The sequence below is a fragment of the Streptomyces sp. P17 genome, assembly GCF_032436805.1.
Classification (GTDB): Bacteria; Actinomycetota; Actinomycetes; order Streptomycetales; family Streptomycetaceae; genus Streptomyces.
Genome location: NZ_JAVRBF010000001.1, coordinates 84879 through 101473 on the forward strand (window position 1 = coordinate 84879; position 16595 = coordinate 101473).

Annotated in this window: 13 protein-coding genes; 6 read left to right on the forward strand and 7 right to left on the reverse strand. The window is 70.2% G+C overall.

Going from position 1 to position 16595, the window contains the following annotated elements:
- Positions 1-143 precede the first annotated feature (143 nt).
- Entirely contained in the window at positions 144-3290 is a 3147-nt protein-coding gene (gene ileS / locus RMT89_RS00415) for an isoleucine--tRNA ligase (protein WP_315881850.1), read from the reverse strand.
- 595 nt (positions 3291-3885) lie between these two features.
- On the opposite strand from ileS, the gene RMT89_RS00420 reads away from it, so the two are divergent.
- The 5 genes from RMT89_RS00420 to RMT89_RS00440 all read left to right on the forward strand — a co-directional run bounded on the left by RMT89_RS00420 (position 3886) and on the right by RMT89_RS00440 (position 8739).
- Positions 3886-4950: a TraR/DksA family transcriptional regulator gene (locus RMT89_RS00420; RefSeq protein ID WP_315881851.1), complete on the forward strand. Its 1065-nt coding sequence runs from the start codon at positions 3886-3888 to the stop codon at positions 4948-4950.
- Between the two features lie 60 nt (positions 4951-5010).
- Positions 5011-5610 carry a signal peptidase II gene (gene lspA / locus RMT89_RS00425; RefSeq protein ID WP_315881852.1) on the forward strand — a complete coding sequence of 200 codons (600 nt, stop codon included), beginning with the start codon at positions 5011-5013 and terminating at the stop codon, positions 5608-5610.
- A gap of 43 nt (positions 5611-5653) precedes the next feature.
- Complete coding sequence (locus tag RMT89_RS00430; protein ID WP_315881853.1) at positions 5654-6598, forward strand: RluA family pseudouridine synthase; 945 nt, start codon at positions 5654-5656, stop codon at positions 6596-6598.
- Entirely contained in the window at positions 6595-7089 is a 495-nt protein-coding gene (locus RMT89_RS00435; RefSeq protein ID WP_315881854.1) for a GNAT family N-acetyltransferase, read from the forward strand. Before RMT89_RS00430 ends, RMT89_RS00435 begins: the two co-directional genes overlap by 4 nt.
- Positions 7090-7152: 63 nt before the next feature.
- Positions 7153-8739, forward strand: coding sequence for a Na+/H+ antiporter (locus RMT89_RS00440; RefSeq protein WP_315882003.1), 1587 nt, complete (start codon positions 7153-7155; stop codon positions 8737-8739).
- Positions 8740-8749: 10 nt separating this feature from the next.
- Here the strand turns inward: RMT89_RS00440 and RMT89_RS00445 are convergent, their stop codons facing one another.
- Entirely contained in the window at positions 8750-9862 is a 1113-nt protein-coding gene (locus RMT89_RS00445) for a mechanosensitive ion channel domain-containing protein (protein WP_315881855.1), read from the reverse strand.
- A 95-nt stretch (positions 9863-9957) separates the two neighbouring features.
- On the opposite strand from RMT89_RS00445, the gene RMT89_RS00450 reads away from it, so the two are divergent.
- Positions 9958-10548 (forward strand): dienelactone hydrolase family protein, encoded by a 591-nt coding sequence (locus RMT89_RS00450; RefSeq protein WP_315881856.1) that lies wholly within the window; start codon positions 9958-9960, stop codon positions 10546-10548.
- On the opposite strand, the gene RMT89_RS00455 is transcribed toward RMT89_RS00450, so the two are convergent.
- From RMT89_RS00455 to RMT89_RS00475, 5 genes are all read right to left on the reverse strand, one after another.
- A complete protein-coding gene (locus tag RMT89_RS00455; protein ID WP_315881857.1) occupies positions 10530-11519 on the reverse strand; it encodes a zinc metalloprotease in 990 nt (329 codons plus the stop codon). The two genes, RMT89_RS00450 and RMT89_RS00455, sit on opposite strands and share 19 nt — an antisense overlap.
- Positions 11520-11764: 245 nt before the next feature.
- A complete protein-coding gene (locus RMT89_RS00460) occupies positions 11765-13426 on the reverse strand; it encodes an alkaline phosphatase D family protein (RefSeq protein WP_315881858.1) in 1662 nt (553 codons plus the stop codon).
- Positions 13427-13510: 84 nt separating this feature from the next.
- Positions 13511-14350 carry a thioredoxin domain-containing protein gene (locus tag RMT89_RS00465; RefSeq protein ID WP_315881859.1) on the reverse strand — a complete coding sequence of 280 codons (840 nt, stop codon included), beginning with the start codon at positions 14348-14350 and terminating at the stop codon, positions 13511-13513.
- Positions 14351-14417: 67 nt separating this feature from the next.
- On the reverse strand, positions 14418-15113 hold the full coding sequence (locus RMT89_RS00470) for a hypothetical protein (protein WP_315881860.1): 696 nt from the start codon (positions 15111-15113) through the stop codon (positions 14418-14420).
- 68 nt (positions 15114-15181) lie between these two features.
- Positions 15182-16507, reverse strand: a complete 1326-nt coding sequence (locus RMT89_RS00475; RefSeq protein ID WP_315881861.1) for a DUF2252 domain-containing protein — start codon at positions 16505-16507, stop codon at positions 15182-15184.
- Between the last annotated feature and the right edge of the window lie 88 nt (positions 16508-16595).

Sequence of the window (16595 nt, forward strand, 5' to 3'; positions counted from 1 at the left end):
TCAGGGCGGGGCCCCGGAATTCGATCCGGGGCCCCGCCCTTTTTACGCGTGTTGACGGAGGTGTTCGTCACTGTGGGACGACGGTGGGACGACGAAGGCCCGGCCCCCTCGCTCGGGGAGACCGGGCCCTCGGGCTGCCGGGGTTACGCCTTGCGCAGGCGGAACGTCAGGGACAGGCCCTCGTCGGTGAACGGGGTGCCGTAGCTGTCGTCCGCCTCGCCCTGGGCGAAGTCGGTGGCCAGGACCTCGTCGGCGATGAGCTCCGTGTGCTCTGACAGGGCCGCGATCGTCGCCGGGTCCGTCGCCGTCCAGCGCAGCGCGATGCGGTCGGCCACGTCGAGGCCGCTGTTCTTGCGGGCCTCCTGGATCAGGCGGATCGCGTCCCGGGCCAGGCCCGCGCGGCGCAGCTCCTCGGTGATCTCCAGGTCCAGGGCGACCGTGGCGCCCGAGTCGGACGCCACCGACCAGCCCTCGCGCGGGGTCTCGGTGATGATCACCTCGTCCGGGGCGAGGGTGATCGTCTCACCGTCGACCTCGACCGACGCCGTGCCCTCGCGCAGCGCCAGGGACAGCGCGGCCGCGTCGGCGTTCGCGACGGCCTTCGCGACGTCCTGGACGCGCTTGCCGAACCGCTTGCCCAGGGCGCGGAAGTTGGCCTTGGCGGTGGTGTCCACCAGACTGCCGCCGACCTCGGAGAGGGACGCCAGCGACTCGACGTTCAGCTCCTCGGTGATCTGCGTGTGCAGCTCGGGGTTGAGGGAGCCGAAGCCGGTCGCCGCGACCAGCGCGCGCCTCAGCGGCTGGCGGGTCTTCACGCCCGACTCCGCGCGCGTGGCGCGGCCGAGCTCCACGAGCCGGCGGACCAGGACCATCTGCTTCGACAGCTCCGGGTCGATCGCCGTCAGGTCCGCCTCCGGCCAGGACGCCAGGTGCACGGATTCCGGGGCGCCGGGGGTGACCGGGACGATCAGGTCCTGCCAGACCCGCTCGGTGATGAACGGGGTCAGCGGGGCCATCAGCTTGGTGACCGTCTCGACGACCTCGTGCAGGGTGCGCAGCGCCGCCTTGTCGCCCTGCCAGAAGCGGCGACGGGAGCGGCGGACGTACCAGTTGGACAGGTCGTCGACGAACGCCGAGAGCAGCTTGCCGGCGCGCTGGGTGTCGTACGCCTCCAGGGACTGGGTCACCTGGTCGGTCAGCGCGTGCAGTTCGGACAGCAGCCAGCGGTCCAGGACCGGGCGGTCGGCCGGGGCCGGGTCGGCCGCGGAGGGCGCCCAGTTCGACGTACGGGCGTACAGGGCCTGGAAGGCGACCGTGTTCCAGTACGTGAGGAGCGTCTTGCGGACGACCTCCTGGATGGTGCCGTGGCCCACGCGGCGGGCCGCCCACGGGGAGCCGCCGGCCGCCATGAACCAGCGGACCGCGTCCGCGCCGTGCTGGTCCATCAGCGGGATCGGCTGCAGGATGTTGCCCAGGTGCTTGGACATCTTGCGGCCGTCCTCGGCGAGGATGTGGCCGAGGCAGACCACGTTCTCGTACGACGACTTGTCGAAGACCAGCGTGCCGACCGCCATCAGCGTGTAGAACCAGCCGCGGGTCTGGTCGATGGCCTCGCTGATGAACTGCGCGGGGTAGCGGCTCTCGAAGAGCTCCTTGTTCTTGTACGGGTAGCCCCACTGCGCGAAGGGCATCGAACCCGAGTCGTACCAGGCGTCGATGACCTCCGGCACGCGCGTGGCCGTCTTGGCGCACTGCGGGCAGCCGAAGGTGACGTCGTCGATGAACGGGCGGTGCGGGTCGAGGTCCGACTGGTCCGTGCCGGTCAGCTCGGTGAGCTCCGCGCGGGAGCCGACGACCGTGAGGTGGTCGTCCTCGCAGCGCCAGATCGGCAGCGGGGTGCCCCAGTAGCGGTTGCGGGACAGCGCCCAGTCGATGTTGTTCTGCAGCCAGTCACCGAAGCGGCCGTGCTTGACCGTCTCCGGGAACCAGTTGGTGTTCTCGTTCTCCTGGAGGAGGCGGTCCTTGACGGCGGTGGTGCGGATGTACCAGGACGGCTGCGCGTAGTAGAGGAGCGCGGTGTGGCAGCGCCAGCAGTGCGGGTAGCTGTGCTCGTACGGGATGTGCTTGAACAGGAGGTCGCGCTGCTGGAGGTCCTCGGTGAGCTTTTCGTCCGCCTTCTTGAAGAAGACGCCGCCGACCAGGGGGACGTCCTCCTCGAAGGTGCCGTCCGGGCGGACGGGGTTGACGACCGGCAGACCGTAGGAACGGCAGACCTTGAGGTCGTCCTCACCGAAGGCGGGGGACTGGTGGACCAGACCCGTACCGTCCTCGGTGGTGACGTAGTCGGCGTTGACCACGTAGTGGGTTGCGCCGTCAGTCTCCGGGAACTCGACCAGCTCGAAGGGGCGTTGGTAGGTCCAGCGCTCCATCTCGGCACCGGTGAAGGACTGGCCGGTGGTCTCCCAGCCCTCGCCGAGTGCCTTGGCGACCAGCGGCTCGGCGACGACGAGCTTCTCCTCGCCGTTGGTCGCGACGACGTAGGTGACCTCGGGATGGGCGGCGACCGCGGTGTTGGAGACCAGCGTCCAGGGCGTCGTCGTCCAGACCAGGAGCGCGGCCTGGCCGGCCAGCGGACCGGAGGTGAGCGGGAAACGGACGTACACGGACGGGTCGACGACCGTCTCGTAGCCCTGCGCCAGTTCGTGGTCGGACAGGCCGGTGCCGCAGCGCGGGCACCAGGGGGCGACGCGGTGGTCCTGGACCAGCAGGCCCTTGTTGAAGATCTCCTTCAGCGACCACCAGACGGACTCGATGTACTCGGGGTCCATCGTGACGTAGGCCTCTTCGAGGTCGACCCAGTAGCCCATGCGGGTCGTCAGCTCGGAGAAGGCGTCGGTGTGCCGCAGCACGGACTCACGGCACTTGGCGTTGAACTCGGCGATGCCGTACGCCTCGATGTCCTTCTTGCCGCTGAAGCCGAGCTCCTTCTCGACCGCCAGCTCCACCGGGAGGCCATGGCAGTCCCAGCCCGCCTTGCGGGCCACGTGATAGCCGCGCATGGTGCGGAAGCGGGGGAAGACGTCCTTGAAGACGCGGGCCTCGATGTGGTGGGCGCCGGGCATGCCGTTGGCGGTGGGCGGGCCCTCGTAGAACACCCACTCCGGGCGGCCCTCGGACTGCTCCAGGCTCTTGGCGAAGATCTTGTGCTCGCGCCAGAAATCGAGCACGGCGTGCTCAAGGGCGGGCAGGTCGACCTGGGCGGGCACCTGGCGGTACGTCGGCGTTGTCATCTGCGAGCTTCCTCCGGCGGACTTGCTGCCTTCCGTCCGGAGGGACGAGAGCTACGTCTTTCGTTACGCCGTTTTCGGCGCGCTCCCGCGGTACCACCCTCCTTGGCCCGCCGACGCTCCGTGTGCCTCGGTGAGCCCCCTCATTGGGGTCGCGATGCCGGGTCTACTGGCCCTTGCGGGGCGTTCTTCCGGCGGCTCCGGGGTGATCTTCACCGCGCGCTCGCCCCCGGGCTCCCACCGTCCCCGGGTCGCTCTGGGCTGCGTACGCCGCTACTCGTCCCCATCCACGCTTCTCGCTCCGCCCAGTGTACGGCGCCGCGGGGACAGCGGCCGACCGGTTTTTCCGGCGTCCTGGGGCGAGGGCCGGGGGTGGCCTGCGGTGACCCGAATGGCGCGGTACGGGTGTTCGGATTCTGGGACGCCCGGCCCGGCGGATTACCCGGCGGGGAGCTGGGCAATACGCATGCAGGTCGGCCGCGCGGCATCCGCGAGGCGGCGAATCGGGCGGTGTGCCCCATTGCCGCGGGACTCAAGTCGATTTATCGTCCCAGCACGATTCGCGAGCAAGATCACAATATGTGAAGGGGCCGCGGCCATGGTGGCGAAGAAGACCGCCGTACAGCAGTCGGCGTCCGGCAGGTCCACAAAAGCCTCCGGTGGTGCGGCCAAGGATCCGAGCGGGAAGAAGAGCACGCATGGGGGGTCCGCCGGGCGGTCCGGGGAGGCCCCCAAGCCGGTGAAGACGGTGCGCGGGGACGGCACCGACGCCGGGAAGACGAGGGTGGCGAAGAAGGCGGTCGCAGAGAAGACCGTCGCGAAGAAGGCGGCCGCGAAGAAGGCCGCTGCCAGGAAGGCGACGGCTTCGGAAGCGGCTCCTGCGAAGAAGGCGGCCGAGGAGGAGGCGGCGGGGAGACCGGCGGCCAGGAAGTCGGCCGGGAAGAAGGCGGCCGCCAAGAAGGCCGTAGCGAAGAAGACCGTGGCGAAGAAGACCGTAGCGAAGAAGGCCGCGGCCGAGGAGGCCGTGGCCAAGAAGGCACCGGCCAAGAAGGCACCGGCCAAGAAAGCACCGGCCAGGAGAGCCGTGGCCGAGAAGAGCACCTCCAAGAAGAGCGCGGCCAAGAAAAGTACGGCCAAGAAGGCGGGCGCGGCCGAGGCCGCGGAGCAGACGGGAGCCACGACAGTGGTTGCGAAGAAGACTCCTGGCACGGCCACGGCGGCGAAGACCGCCGTTCCCAAGGCACGTCTCGCCGCGGCGGTGGAGCCGGGCGAGCTCGCGGTGCGCCCCGGTGAGGACCCCTGGACCCCCGAGGAGGTCGAGGAGGCGCGCGCCGAGCTGCTCTCCGAGGGGGAGCGGCTCAGGAACGAGCTCACCTCCTCCGAGCAGGCGCTCGCCGGTCTGATGCGTGACTCGGGGGACGGTGCCGGCGACGACCAGGCCGACACCGGAACGAAGAACATCACGCGGGAGCAACAGCTGGCGCTCGCCGCCAACGCGCGGGAGATGCTGACCCAGACCGAGCGCGCCCTGGAGCGGCTGGACGCGGGCACCTACGGTCTGTGCGAGAACTGCGGGAACCCGATCGGCAAGGCCCGTATGCAGGCCTTCCCGCGCGCGACCCTGTGCGTGGAGTGCAAGCAGAAGCAAGAACGCCGGTACTGAGGGCCGGTCGGGCGTGGCGTACCCTCGTCCTCAGTCAGGCACCTAGGCTGAGGGACTCACGTGGCAGAGGCGGAGCGCATCATCGGTACGCCGGATTCCCCGGACGGGGCTGAGGCCGAGCCGGAGCAGTCATCCAGTCCGCGGGGGCCGGAGGGCGGCGAGGCGCGGCCCAAGGGGAAGCGGCGGATCGCCGTGCTGTTCGCGGTCGCCGCCTTCGCGTACGCCCTCGACCTGATCAGCAAGATGATCGTGGTGGCCAAGCTGGAGCACCAGGAGCCCATCGAGGTCATCGGGGACTGGCTGAGGTTCGAGGCGCTCCGCAACGCCGGTGCGGCCTTCGGCTTCGGCGAGGCCTTCACCGTGATCTTCACGGTAATCGCGGCGGCAGTGATCGTGGTGATCATCCGGCTGGCCCGCAAGCTGTACAGCCTGCCCTGGGCGCTCGCGCTCGGCCTGCTGCTCGGCGGTGCGCTGGGCAATCTCACCGACCGGATCTTCCGCTCGCCCGGCGTCTTCGAGGGCGCGGTCGTGGACTTCATCGCGCCCAAGCACTTCGCGGTGTTCAACCTCGCCGACACGGCGATCGTGAGCGGCGGCATCCTGATCGTGCTGCTGTCGTTCAAGGGGCTCGACCCCGACGGCACCGTCCACAAGGACTGAGCGGGCGGTCGGGACTGTCTCACCCGTCCGGCATACTCGACGGGTGAGCACGATTCCCGAGATCCGAACCCTGCCCGTGCCCGACGGCCTGGAGGGCGAGCGCGTCGACGCCGCCATCTCCCGCATGTTCGGCTTCTCCCGTACCAAGGCCGCGGAGCTCGCCGCGGCGGGCAAGGTGCTCGTCGACGGCACGGTGGTCGGCAAGTCCGAGCGGGTGAGCGGCGGTGCCTGGCTTGAGGTCGAGATGCCGCAGGCGCCCGCGCCCGTGCAGGTGGTCGCCGAGCCGGTCGAGGGCATGGAGATCGTGCACGACGACGATGACGTGGTCGTGATCGTCAAGCCGGTCGGGGTCGCCGCGCATCCGTCGCCGGGCTGGACCGGGCCGACCGTGATCGGCGGGCTCGCGGCCGCCGGGTACCGGATCTCGACGTCCGGTGCCGCCGAGCGGCAGGGCATCGTGCACCGGCTCGACGTCGGTACGTCGGGGCTGATGGTCGTCGCCAAGTCCGAGCGCGCCTACACCTCGCTCAAGCGCCAGTTCAAGGAGCGCACGGTCGACAAGCGCTACCACACGCTGGTCCAGGGGCACCCCGATCCGACCAGCGGCACCATCGACGCGCCCATCGGCCGGCACCCCAACCACGACTACAAGTGGGCGGTCACGGCCGACGGCAAGCCGTCCGTGACGCATTACGACCTCATCGAGGCGTTCCGCGCGGCCTCCCTGCTCGATGTGAAGCTGGAGACCGGCCGCACCCACCAGATCCGCGTCCACATGGCCGCGCACCGCCACCCCTGCGTCGGCGACCTGACCTACGGCGCCGACCCGACCCTCGCCAAGCGCCTGCGGCTGACCCGGCAGTGGCTGCACGCCGTCCGGCTCGGCTTCGAGCACCCCGGTGACGGACAGTGGGTGGAGTTCTCCTGCGACTACCCGGAGGACCTTCAGCAGGCCCTGGACCAGGTGCGCGAGGAGACCTACGGATGACTTCCCCGTCGTACGCCGTGCGGGTCGCCGAGGAGGGCGCCGACCGTGAGGCCTGCTTCGCGGTGCGCCGCGAGGTCTTCGTCGTCGAGCAGGGTGTGCCCGAGGAGATCGAGTATGACGCCTACGACGCCGTGGCGGTGCATGTGCTGGCGGTGCGGGAGGACGGGGTGCCGCTCGGTGCCGGGCGGCTGTTGTACGGCGAGGCGGCGGCTTCGAAGGTCGACGGCGACCTGACCGTGGGCTCGCTCGGGCGGCTCGCGGTGGCCAAGGCGGCGCGTGGTCTGGGGGTCGGCGCGGCGCTGGTGCGGGCCATCGAGGACGCGGCACGCGCGCGTGGGCTCAGGGCGGTGGATCTGCATGCGCAGACGCAGGCGCTGGGCTTCTACGAGCGGTTGGGGTACGAGGCGTACGGGCCGGAGTTCCCCGACGCGGGGATACCGCATCGGGCCATGCGGCGCGCTGTGCAGCCGAGGGCGCCGAAGCGCCGGTGAGGGCAGGGGCGTGGCAGGCTTGAGGTCTGTCCTGTGGACGCCGATCCCCCCGGAGCGCTGACCGTGGATCAGTTGGCCCTGTTGTTCCTGCTGTTGCTCGGGGCCGTGGTGAGTGTCCCGGCGGGGGACCGGCTCGGGGTGCCGGCGCCGGTGCTCATGACCCTGCTCGGGATGGTGCTGGCCCTGCTCGACTTCGTGCCCGACGTCGAGGTGCCGCCCGAGCTGATCCTGCCGTTGCTGTTGCCGCCGTTGCTCTATGCCGCGGTGCGGCGGACCTCCTGGCGGCAGTTCGCCGCCAATCTGCGGCCGATCTTTCTGCTGGCCGTGGCGCTGGTGTTCGTGACGACCGTGTGCGTGGCCGTCGTGGCCAACGCGATCATTCCCGGGCTGCCGATCGCCGCCGCCGTCGCGCTCGGCGCGCTGGTCGCGCCGCCCGACCCCGTCGCCGCCACCGCCGTGGCCGGGCAGCTCGGGCTGCCGCGGCGGCTGGTGTCCATCCTGGAGGGGGAGGGGCTCTTCAACGACGTCACCGCGATCGTGCTCTACCACGTGGCCATCGCGGCCGTCGTCAGCGGGACATTCTCGTTCTGGCAGGCCGGACTCGATCTGGTGCTCTCCGCCGTCGTGGCGCTGATCGTCGGGCTCGTCCTGGGCTGGGGCGCGAACCGGCTGATGGACCTGCTCGGGGACGCGACGCTCCAGATCGGGCTGACGCTGCTGGTGCCGTACGCCGCGTATGTGCTGGCGGAGGAACTGCGCGGGTCCGGGGTGCTGGCCGTCCTGACCACCGCGCTGTTCCTCGCCGAGTACGCCACCGACGCGGACGATGTGATGACACGGCTCGCCGGGCACACCTTCTGGGAGGTCGTCGACACGCTCGTCACGGGCGTGGCCTTCGGGCTGATCGGTCTTGAGCTGCACAACGCCGTGCGCACGGCCTCCGGACGATGGGGCGAGCTGCTGGGGTGGGCGGCGGCGATCGTGGGCGTCGTGGTGTTCGTACGGCTGCTGTGGCTGCTGCCGGCCACCTGGCTGACCAAGCGGTTGCACGCCCGGCGGGACCATGACGAGGACATCCCGATGAGCTGGCGGGAGACCGTCGTGATGTGGTGGTCGGGGATGCGCGGGGTGGCCTCCGTGGCGCTGGCGCTGGCGATCCCCCTGACGGTGGACGACGGCTCCGCGTTCCCCGACCGGGACGAGATCGTGTTCATCGCGTTCGGCGTGATCATGGGGACGCTGGTGCTGCAGGGGCTGACCCTGCCGTGGCTGGTGAAGCGGCTCGGGGTGCGGACGGACACGGCACGGGAGAAGGAGTTCGAGAAGGCGCTCGCCGTACGGGCGGCGAAGGCCGCGAAGCGCAGGCTCCGGGAGATCGAGTCGGTGGAGGAGCTGCCGGAGGAGCTGTCCGAGCAGATGCTGCGACGGGCCTTCGACATCGGCATGCGGATCAGTCCCGACATGGCCGAGGAGGAACGGCGGGAGGCCCATGAGCAGCGGGTGCGGCGGCTGAAGCGGGCACGGCGGATCCAGGGGGAGATGCTCAGCGCCGCCCGGCACGAGGTGCTGGCGGCGCGGAGCGAGCCGGGGGCCGATCCTGAGGTGGTGGATCGGGTGCTACGTCATCTTGACGTACGCAGTCTGCGGTGAGCCCCCTGCTTCAGTGGCCCGTCCTCGGGGGTTCATGAATGCGCCGGGCGGATGAGCCGTCCGGCGAGCGGGTCGGGGTGGGGAAGCCCGGTGGCAGGACCGCGTCCGCCGTGTTGACCCGGGGGAGGGCGTGCGGGTGGGCCGTGGACAGCCAGCTGATCATCTGTTCGCGCACCGCCACCCGTACCGTCCAGATGTCGTCCGCGTCCTTCGCCGTCACCAGCGCACGTACCTCCATCGTGCTCGGGGTGGAGTCCGTGACCGACAGATCACAGGCGCGGCCGTCCCAGGCCGGGCACTCGCGCAGGATGTCGCGGAGCTTCTCGCGCATCAGGTCCACCGGTGCCGAGTGGTCGAGGTGCCAGTAGACGATGCCGGTCATCTGGGCGCCGCCCCGGGACCAGTTCTCGAAGGGCTTGGCGGTGAAGTACGACACCGGCATCGTGATGCGGCGCTCGTCCCAGGTGCGGACCGTGAGGAAGGTCAGCGTGATCTCCTCGACGGTGCCCCACTCGCCGTCCACAACGACCGTGTCCCCGATGCGCACCATGTCCCCGAAGGCGATCTGCAGCCCGGCGAACATGTTGCTCAGCGTCGACTGGGCGGCCACGCCCGCGACGATGCCGAGGATGCCCGCCGAGGCCAGCAGGGAGGCGCCGGCGGCGCGCATCGCGGGGAAGGTGAGCAGCATCGCGGCCACCGCGACCACGCCGACGACCGCCGCCACCACGCGTGTGATGAGCGTCACCTGGGTCCGTACCCGCCGGACCCGGGCCGGGTCGCGGTGGACGCGCGCGTAGCGGGTGTACGTCGTCTCCACGACCGCCGCCGCGATCCGGATCACCAGCCAGGCCGCCGAGCCGATCAGCACCAGCGTCAGTGTCTGGCCGATCCCGACCCGGTGCTCCTCCAGCAGCTGCGCAGAGTCGTACGACCCTCTCAGCAGGGCCGTGCACAGCACCAGCTGGTAAGGGATGCGGGCCCGGCGCAGCAGGCCCCACAGGGGCGTCTCGGAGTGCCGGCGGTCGGCCTTGCTCATCAGCAGGTCGGTGACCCACCCGATGAGCAGGGTGAGGACGACCGAGCCACCGATCACGAGCAGCGGGCGGAGTACGTTCTCCATGCCTTCGAACGTAACCGGCTTGAGGGGGTGATGAACATGCGGCCTCGTGAGACGCCGCCCACGGCACTGTCGTACCCGGCTGGCACCATGGCCTCATGAACATCATGCTCTTTCACTCGACCTACGGCCCGCGCCCCGCGGTGGGCCAGGCCGCGGACCGGCTGCGTGAGGCCGGTCACGAGGTGTGGACGCCGGACCTCTTCGAGGGCCGTACGTTCGACACCGTCGAGGAGGCCAGGGCGTTCAAGGACGAGATCGGCAAGGACGAGCTGCTCAAGCGGGCCGTGCTGGCCGCCGCCCCCTATTCCGACCGGGGCCTGGTGTACGCCGGGTTCTCGCTCGGCGCCTCCATCGCGCAGACCCTGGCCCTCGGCGACGACAAGGCGCGCGGACTGCTGCTTCTGCACGGCACCTCCGACCTCGCGCCGAACGCCTCGGTGGACGAGCTGCCGGTGCAGCTGCATGTCGCCGAGCCGGACCCCTTCGAGACCGACGACTGGCTGAGCGCCTGGTATCTGCAGATGGGCAGAGCCGGAGCCGACGTGGAGATCTACCGGTACGCCGGGGCCGGTCACCTGTACACCGACCCCGACCTGCCCGACTACGACGCCGAGGCCGCCGAGGCCACTTGGCGGGTGGCGCTCGGCTTCCTGGACTCGCTCTGGGCTCAGCCGGCCGCCCGGTAGGCCGCCCAGTTCTGCTGCATGCGCGTCACCTGACCCGCGGTGAACTGGTACATGCAGGCGTCGTACGTGTAGTCCATGAAGTTGTGGATCGGGTCGACGCCCGCCTTGCGGGTGCAGGTGTCCCGGCCCACGGGGCACTCGTAGGCGGCGCTCTTCTCGGCGGGGGTGTCCTCGACGTAGTCGCCGTTGCCGTTACAGCCGCCCTGGAAGGTGTGGTACAGGCCCATCCAGTGGCCGACCTCGTGGGTGCCGGTGTCGCCCTCGTTGTAGTTGGTGGCCGAGCCGCCGGGCAGCGAGGCGTCCAGCATGACCACGCCGTCCATCGAGGGGCTGGACTGGTAGGAGCTGGGGAAGGTGGCCCAGCCGAGCAGTCCGCCGCCGAGGTTGGCGGTGTAGATGTTGAGCGCGTTCGCGCCGCCCTCGCGCAGGGCGGACTTCATCGCCTTCTCCTCCGCCGAGCCGTAACCGACGTTGTACCAGGCCGCGTTGTCGGTGTAGTCGGTGCCGGCCAGCGTGAACTGGTAGCCGGAGTCGGTGTTTCCGCTGCCCTGGCCGGCGAACGCGGCATTGAGGACGTTCATCTGGGCGGTGATGTCGGCGGAGCTGAGCTTGCCGGTTGTGCCGTCGTGGATGACGTGGAAGTACACCGGGATCGTCGTCGAAGCGGCGGCGGCGAGGCTGCGGTTGCCCGAGGCGGGCAGCTTGTCGAGCTTCTTCTTCAGATCCTCGTCCATCGCCTGGGCCTTGGCGGCGCTGATCTCGTTGGGCTCGGCGACGGATTCGCCTTTCCCGGGGCGGGCCTCGCGGGCGGCGGCGGGGGCGTTCGTGTCGGCGCAGTCGGCGGCCGGAGCCTGGGCCGCCGCGATGCCGGTGGGGGCCGACAAGGGAGTGAGCAGCAAGGTTCCGGCCACGACGGCCGCGCTGAGAAGGCGTCTGCGCGTAGAGGGGGTTATCCGGGCAAGCGCACGCATGCGGACTCCTGGCTGATGCGTTGGGGAGGACGGACACAGGGGTCTTCCTGGCCGCCGCCCGGAGATTACGTGTACATGCCTAGGTCAGCAGAGAAACGTTTCGGCCAATCGAGTTCTCGACAAACGGGGGTGAATGCAGGCCTCCGGCGGGGTGGTGGCCGGGGTCCGGCGGGTGGTGTGGCCGGAGTTGCATCGCGGCTCACACCACCCGCCGGTGGCTGGAAATCGACTCTGAAACGCGGGTTTTACACGGGGTCGTACGTCCGCTCGACCTTCTGCGTGCCGCTGCGGGTGCGGTACGAACGGGCCCAGGACGCCGTCGCGTCGGCCTTCGTACGGTCGGACAGGACGTAGTAGTCCATCTGCGCGCGGTCGGACGTGATGTCCAGGACGCCGAAGCCGTGGCGGTCGGTGTCGACCCAGTGGACATGCCGGTTGGCGGCCCTGATGATCGGCGAGGCCAGCGCGGAGACCGTGCCCTCGGGGACCTTCACGATGTCGTCGAGGTTGTCGGAGGTCACCGAGGTGACCACGAACTCCGTGGCGGCCGTGGCGGACAGCGGGTACGTACCGGCGTTCACCGGAACGTCGTTGGCCCACGCCATGTGGATGTCGCCGGTGAGGAACACCGTGTTGCGGATGGCGTTGGAGCGCAGGTGGGCGAGGAGTTCACGGCGGTCGTCCGTGTAGCCGTCCCACTGGTCGGTGTTGAGGGCGAGGCCCTCCTTCGGCAGCCCGAGCAGCTCGGCGAGCGGCTTGAGGAGCTCGGCGGAGAGCGAGCCGATGGCGAACGGCGAGATCATCACCGAGTTGCCGACAAGACGCCAGGTGGTGTCGGAGGACTTCAGGCCCGCCTTCAGCCAGTCGAGCTGGGCGCGTCCGGTGAGGGTGCGCTCGGGGTCGTCCACGTCGCCGTTGCCGACGGAGGCCTGCTGTGAGCGGAAGGACCGCAGATCCAGCAGCGAGAGGTCGACGAGCTTGCCGAAGCGCAGCCGTCGGTAGGTGGTGCCGGCGATCGCCGGGCGGACCGGCATCCACTCGAAGTAGGCCTGCTTGGCGGCGGCCTGGCGCGCGGCGTAGGTGCCCTCGGCGCCCTCGGTGTGGTTCTCGGCACCGCCGGACCAGGCGTCGTTGGCGATCTCGTGGTCGTCCCAGATCGCCACGCACGGCGCGGTCGCGTGCAGGGCCTGGAGGTCGGGGTCGGTCTTGTAACGCCCGTGCCGGGTGCGGTAGTCGGCGAGCGTGAGGATCTCGTGCGCCGGCGCGTGCTGCCGTACGACGGTGTCGCGGGTGCCGTACTCGCCGGTGCCGTACTCGTAGATGTAGTCGCCGAGATGCAGCCAGGCGTCCAGGTCGCCGCGGACCGCGAGATGGCGGTACGCCGAGAAGTAGCCGGCCTCCCAGTTGGCGCAGGAGACCACGCCGAAGCGGAGGTTGGCCACGGCCGCGTCCGCCGCCGGCGCGGTGCGGGTGCGCGCCGCCGGGGAGTCGGTGCCGCCCGCGGAGAAACGGAACCAGTAGTCGGTGGCGGGCCGCAGGCCGCGGATGTCCGCCTTGACCGTGTGGTCGGAGGCGGCGGTGGCCTGGGTGGAGCCCTTGGCGACGATGTGCGTGAACGCCTTGTCGGTGGCGACGGTCCAGCTGACCTCGGTGTCCGGGCCGAGCCCGGAACCGGGTATCGCCTCCGGGGCCGGGGTCACGCGGGTCCACAGCAGGACGCCGTCGGGCAGCGGGTCGCCGGAGGCCACGCCGTGCAGGAAGGCGGGGGCGTCGGTGGCGGCCTTCGCGGGTATCGCGGCGGCGAGGGGGCCTGCCAGGACAGCAGTGGCCGCCGCGGCCTTGACGACCGTACGGCGGCGCGGGGCAAGGGTGTTGAGCGGCTCGGGTGATCTGTATCGACTGGTCACGAGCGATCAGGTTACTGACCGGTATGAACGAGAGCGGGCGAACTCGTAAAAGTTCGCCCGCTCTTCGTCTCTTGGTGGGTCGGGTCAGCCCTTCAGGGCCCCGTCCACCAGTGTGTTGAACTCCTCCACCGTCATCGGGGGGTTGCCCTGGTCGGTGGTGAGCATCTTGCCGTCCATGACGAAGCTGGGGGTGCCGGTGACCTTGTCCTTGTTGGTGTCGAAGGTCTTCGACATGGCCAGCGCCCAGGCGTCGTAGGTGCCGTTCTTCACCGCGTTCTGGAACTTGGTGTTGTTCTTCAGGGCGTCGACGGTGTTCGCGATCTCGATCAGGTAGTCGTCGTCCTTGAACTTGTCGTCCGACTCCTCCGGGTGCCACTTCGCCGAGTACAGCGCCGTCTTGTACTGGAGGAAGGCCTCGTCGCTGACGTTCAGCGCGGCGCCGAGGGCGCTCATCGCGCTCTTGGAGCCCTCGCCGTTGCTGCCGACCTTGCCGTCGCCCAGCTGGTCGCCGTCGAGGAAGGTGCCGCCGACGAACTGGATCTTGTACTTGCCGTCCTCGATGTCCTTCTCGACGGTCGAGCCGACCTTCTGCTCGAAGGCGGCGCAGACGGGGCAGCGCGGGTCCTCGTAGACCTTGAGGGTCTTCTTGGCGCTGTCCTTGCCGATGATGACGGTCGTGCCGTTCGTGCCCGTGGTGTTGGCCGGGGCGACGACCTTCTCGTCCTGCACGGCCTCCCAGTGGCCGGGCTTGTTGGACTGGACGACGGCGTAGCCGATGCCGCCGGCCGCGGCCAGCACGCCGACGACCGAACAGGCCACGACGACCTGCCGCTTGACCTTGGCCCTCTTCGCCTCGCGCTCGCGCTCGGCGCGCAGCCGCTCGCGCGCCGCCGACTTCGCCGCCTGGTTGTTCCGCTTGCTCATATGGGTTCGCTCCATGGGACGCGCACACGTCGTGTGTGCGGAATATGTAGGGGTGGACTGCTGGTGCTCAGGCGATGGCGGCCGAGCACGGCGGTCCACGCCGTCCCAAGGAGTGCACGAGGATCCGCTCACGGGCGGAGGTGGTACGGCGGTCGAGGCGCGGCAGGCGCCGGACGGACCGGGCCGGCCGTACCGTCACGGCGGCCACCGCCAGCAGCAGCGGCCGGAAGGTGGTGGCCGCGACCGCCCGCAGCAGCTGGGCCAGCGCGCGCTCGCCGTGGCGCAGCCAGGCGGCGGCGAGCAGGCCGACCGAGACATGAGCGCCGAGCAGCAGCCAGGCGGTCTGGGGGTCGGCGTGCTCGAGGAGGGCCGCGAGCCGGTCGGTGCCGGTCTTCTCGGTCAGCGCGGTCAGCGCGGTGCCGACCTGGGTGCCGTCACCGCACAGCACGTCCAGACCGAACGAGCGCAACGGCCCCGCGACGGGGCCGCCCGCGGCGCCGTAACACGCGTGCTGGCCGGTGGTGAAGACGGTGTCGGCGGCCAGCTCCAGCGGGATCAGGAGGGCGGCGATCCGTCCGAAGCCGCGCTCGCGCCCGGCCAGCGCGTAGGCGACCACGAACACGGTGGCGGCGACCAGGGCCACCGTGTTCAGCGGCAGGGGGACCCGGGACAGCAGCACGTGCGACGCGGTGCTGAGCGTCACGACGAGTGCCGTGAACAGCGCCGCGCGGAGCGCTCGTAGCTGGGTTCCGGATATGTCCATAGCGTCAGAGAGTTTGTCATGGAGGGCTGTAAGGGAACCCTAAAGGGCTCCTGTGAGCGCTCCTCGGGTCACAGCCCCGGGATGCGGCCGTTGCGGAAGAGGTCCACGAAGATCTGGTGGTCGGCACGCGCGCGTGCGCCGTAGTCGTGCGCGAAGCTCACCAGGACGTCCGCGAAGCCGTCCTCGTCGGCGGCGATGGCCGCGTCGATGGCCCGCTCGGTGGAGAACGGCACCAGGGACTCGCCGGAGGTGTCGTCGGCCGCCGAGTGCATGGAGGCCGTGGCCCGGCCGAGGTCGGCGACGACCGCCGCGATCTCCTCCGGGTCGTCGATGTCGCCCCAGTCCAGGTCCACGGCGTACGGCGAGACCTCCGCGACCAGCTGACCCGCGCCGTCCAGCTCGGTCCAGCCCAGCCACGGGTCGGCGTGTGCCTGGAGCGCGCGCTGGGAGATCACCGTGCGGTGCCCCTCGTGCTGGAAGTAGTCACGGATCGCCGGGTCGGTGATGTGCCGGGAGACGGCCGGCGTCTGGGCCTGCTTGATGTAGATCACGACATCGTTCTCCAGGGCGTCGCTGTTGCCCTCCAGAAGGATGTTGTACGACGGCAGACCGGCCGAGCCGATGCCGATGCCGCGGCGGCCCACGACGTCCTTCACGCGGTAGGAGTCGGGGCGGGTCAGGGAGGACTCCGGGAGCGTCTCCAGGTAGCCGTCGAAGGCGGCGAGCACCTTGTAGCGGGTGGCGGCGTCCAGCTCGATGGAGCCGCCGCCCGGGGCGAAGCGGCGCTCGAAGTCACGGATCTCGGTCATCGAGTCCAGCAGCCCGAACCGGGTCAGCGCGCGGGCGTCGCGCAGGGCGTCCAGCAGCGGGCCCTCGGCGGTGTCCAGGGTGAAGGGCGGCACCTCGTCGCTCTTGGCGCCGGTCGCCATCGCGTGGATCCGCTCGCGGTACGCGGCCGCGTACACCTCGACCAGCTCGGTGATCTGCTCGTCGCTGAGCGCCTTCGCGTACCCGATGAGCGCCACGGAGGCGGCGAAGCGCTTCAGGTCCCAGGTGAAGGGGCCGACGTATGCCTCGTCGAAGTCGTTGACGTTGAAGATCAGCCGACCCGTGGAGTCCATGTACGTGCCGAAGTTCTCCGCGTGCAGGTCGCCGTGGATCCACACGCGCGAGGTGCGCTCGTCCAGGAACGGGCCGCCCCGCTTCTCGGGGTCGAGATCGTGGTAGAAGAGGCACGCCGTCCCCCGGTAGAACGCGAACGCCGAGGCCGCCATCTTCCGGAACTTCACACGGAACGCGGCCGGGTCGGCGGCCAGGAGCTCGCCGAACGCGGTGTCGAAGACGGCGAGGATCTCCTCACCGCGGTGCTCGTCGCTGAGCTTCGGGACCGACATCGCTGGGTGCCTCCTGGTGCAGTGCATGTACGACAGCGTCTCTGCCGTTTCCAACGCACGACGGTACGTCGGAGTGCCCGCTCCCCGT